The 2,844-nt window shown below is 73.3% G+C and carries 2 protein-coding genes and 1 pseudogene; 1 reads left to right on the forward strand and 2 read right to left on the reverse strand.

Annotated elements, in window-relative coordinates:
• The coding region (locus ACFVH5_RS44210; RefSeq protein ID WP_385839342.1) for a diacylglycerol/lipid kinase family protein at window positions 1-1,137 on the reverse strand (1,137 nt) is incomplete at its 3' end.
• A 126-nt stretch (window positions 1,138-1,263) separates the two neighbouring features.
• A pseudogene (locus tag ACFVH5_RS44215) lies at window positions 1,264-2,019 on the reverse strand (YhjD/YihY/BrkB family envelope integrity protein); the annotation flags it as partial.
• Between the two features lie 155 nt (window positions 2,020-2,174).
• Between ACFVH5_RS44215 and ACFVH5_RS44220 the strand changes: the two are divergent.
• Window positions 2,175-2,705: a gamma carbonic anhydrase family protein gene (locus ACFVH5_RS44220; protein WP_385839341.1), complete on the forward strand. Its 531-nt coding sequence runs from the start codon at window positions 2,175-2,177 to the stop codon at window positions 2,703-2,705.
• The last annotated feature ends 139 nt before the right edge of the window (window positions 2,706-2,844 follow it).

Consider the following 2,844-nt stretch of genomic DNA (forward strand, 5'->3'; position numbering starts at 1 on the left):
GGGTTTCCGCGCCGGGTGGGGGTCGACGACCACCTCCCGCGCGGTGACCCGGGTCAGACCGGTGGCACGGCGTCCGCGCAGCAGTCCGGCGGCCTGGGCGGCACTCGCCACGTCGACCCCGACGACCCCCAACTCGCCGCCGTCCAGCCGGGGTCGGCGGCCGAGACCGGCGATGTCGCCGGTGCCGTACGGATTGTTGCTCACCAGCAGCGCCTGCGGTGCCTCGAAGTCCGCCTCGCCCGCCCGGGCGGCCAGACGCGCGCCACGATGGCCCACGAGCAGGTCGGGGAGGAGTTCCAGGGTCGTACGGGTCTTGCCGTCGCGGTAGGCCGGACTCTGCACCACCTCGGCGTACGCCCCGAACGACACGTTGTTGACGAAGGGATGGCCGGCCGCGCGGCCCAGGTCGACGCGGAGCAGCACCCCGTCGGCCAGGGCGTCGAGCGCCTTCGCCGGATCCTCGCGGTCGAGCCCCAGATCGAGGGCGAAGTGGTTGCGGGTGCCGGCCGGCACCACCAGGAAGGGCAGGTCGAGCGACGCGGCGACATCCGCCACCAGTGCCTGGGTGCCGTCCCCGCCCGCGACGCCGAGCAGATCGGCGCCCTCGCTCGCGGCCTTGCGCGCCAGTTCGGCCACGTCCGCCTCGCCCGGCCCCTCCAGGAGAAGGACCTGCGCGCCCAGTGCCTCGGCCTTCTCCCGCAGCCCGAACCGCTCCACCTTCCCGCCGCCCGAGCGCGGATTCATGATCAGGACGGGGTGCCGCACCCGTGGAGCGGGGTGCTCCGGCGTCCGGGCCGTCCCGCCGTCACCGACGAGGGCTCTGCGGCCCGCGCCGGCCGCGACCATCAGCAGCGCCCCGGCCACGACGACGACCCACGCCAGATGGGCCCGGGTGTACGCGACGACGACCCACACCGGTGCGGCGACGGCCAGCACGGCGGCGAGCAGCCGCCCTACGCTCCGCCGCGTGAGCACCCACCAGAGTGCCGCCGCCATGACCGCCAGACCGGCCAGTCCCACACCCAGCAGGGCGATGGTCCGCAGTCCCGCGAACACGCCCAGCACCAGTACCGCCGCCGCGACGGCCGCCAGCGCTCCGCGCGCCGACCACCGCTGCCCCCGTGTAGTGGGTTCCATGGCGTGATGATCGTTCGTGCTCCGCGCGGGCGCATCACCCCTGGCAGGGGATCCGCCCGGACTTCCGCCCTTTCCTCGTTCGGTCAGGCCCAGCCAGGGGCTGAGGAGGGCGTCGTGGGCGAGTACGTACCCGATCGCGATCCCGCCGGCGACGATCGCGAAGAAGAAGATGAGCCACGACAGCACGGTGAAGACGGAGCCGAGCGGCCCGTACCGTTCGACGCTCAGCTCCAGTGAACGCGGCAGCCAGAGCCCGGACACGGCGGAGTACAGGACGACCCCGATCCCGGTGAGCAGGGCGCCCGGCAGCAGCGGCAGCCACGCCATCCGCCCGGCGAGCAGCAGATGCTGCGTCCACCACCACATGAGGACCGCGGCGACCAGTTGGAGGGGGAACCCCAGGGCGGTCCCGGCGCCGAACCCGTCGCGCAGCGTTCCCTGGGACACCAGTACGGTGACCCAGACCAGGAGCCACACGCCCCAGCGCCACACCACGGTCCGCAGACCTGCGCGCGGCAGGTGCCAGGCGCGCTCGCACAGCCGTTGCAGTGCCCGGCTGAAGGCGGTCGCGGACAGGAGTGCCACCAGCACCCCGATCGCGCCCCAGGTCTCCAGCGAATCGGCGGCCCCCCGGTAGACCTCGTCCACCTGGGTCAGGACCGGCCCCTCGGTGCCCAGTTGGGTACGCAGGGTCCCCACCAGTTCGCGGCGGATCGCGGGCGGGGTGAAGGACGCGATGGCGAAGAGCATCGGCAGCGCGGCGAGGAAGGCCTGCGCGGCGAGACGCGTCGCCATGTCCAGGATGCTCACGCTGACGAGCTGTCGGCCGACGGGCCCCACGATGCGGCCCGTCACCGTCCCGGCGAGCCTCGTGAACACCATGACCGTGCCCTCCCGGCCCCGGAAACCTGTCGGCACGTCACCCTCTTCCCCGCCGGGTGTCCGCGCCTCGCCCGGGGCGGGTGACACGGACCCGGAGGGCCGGTCCTGCGGCCCATCGCCTACCGTGCCGGTGTACCGACGACGAGGAGACGGTGATGACGCACGAGGCGCTGGTCATGGGGATCGGCGGCAAGGATCCGCGGCTCGACCCGGAGGCGTTCGTGGCGCCCACGTCCGTGGTCATCGGGGACGTGACCCTGCTTCCGGGCGCGAGCGTCTGGTACGGCGCGGTGCTGCGCGCGGACTGCGGTCCGATCGTGATCGGGGCCGACAGCAACGTCCAGGACAACTGCACGCTCCATGTCGACCCGGGGTTCCCGATCAGCATCGGGGAGCGGGTGTCCATCGGACACAACGCCGTGGTGCACGGGGCGGTCGTCGAGGACGACTGTCTGGTGGGGATGGGGGCGACGATCCTGAACGGGGCGGTGATCGGGGCGGGGTCGCTCGTCGCGGCCCAGGCGTTGGTACCGCAGGGGATGCGGGTGCCGCCCGGGTCTCTGGTCGCCGGTGTCCCCGCCAAGGTGAAACGGGAGCTGAGCGCGGAGGAGCGGGAGGGGGTTTCGCTGAACGGGGTGTTCTACGTCGAACTGGCGAAGGCCCACCGGGACGCCCACGCGGGGTAGCCCCTTCAGGGGCGCGGGGAACTGCGCGGCTCACCCCCACCGGCCCGCAGAGGACAGTCGGAGCCCTGGGCCGCAGGGGCCGTACGCCGGGTGCAGGTCCGTTGTGGCTGGGCGCGCAGTTCCCCGCGCCCCTTAAACG

This window comes from Streptomyces sp. NPDC127119, assembly GCF_042677425.1.
Classification (GTDB): domain Bacteria; phylum Actinomycetota; class Actinomycetes; order Streptomycetales; family Streptomycetaceae; genus Streptomyces.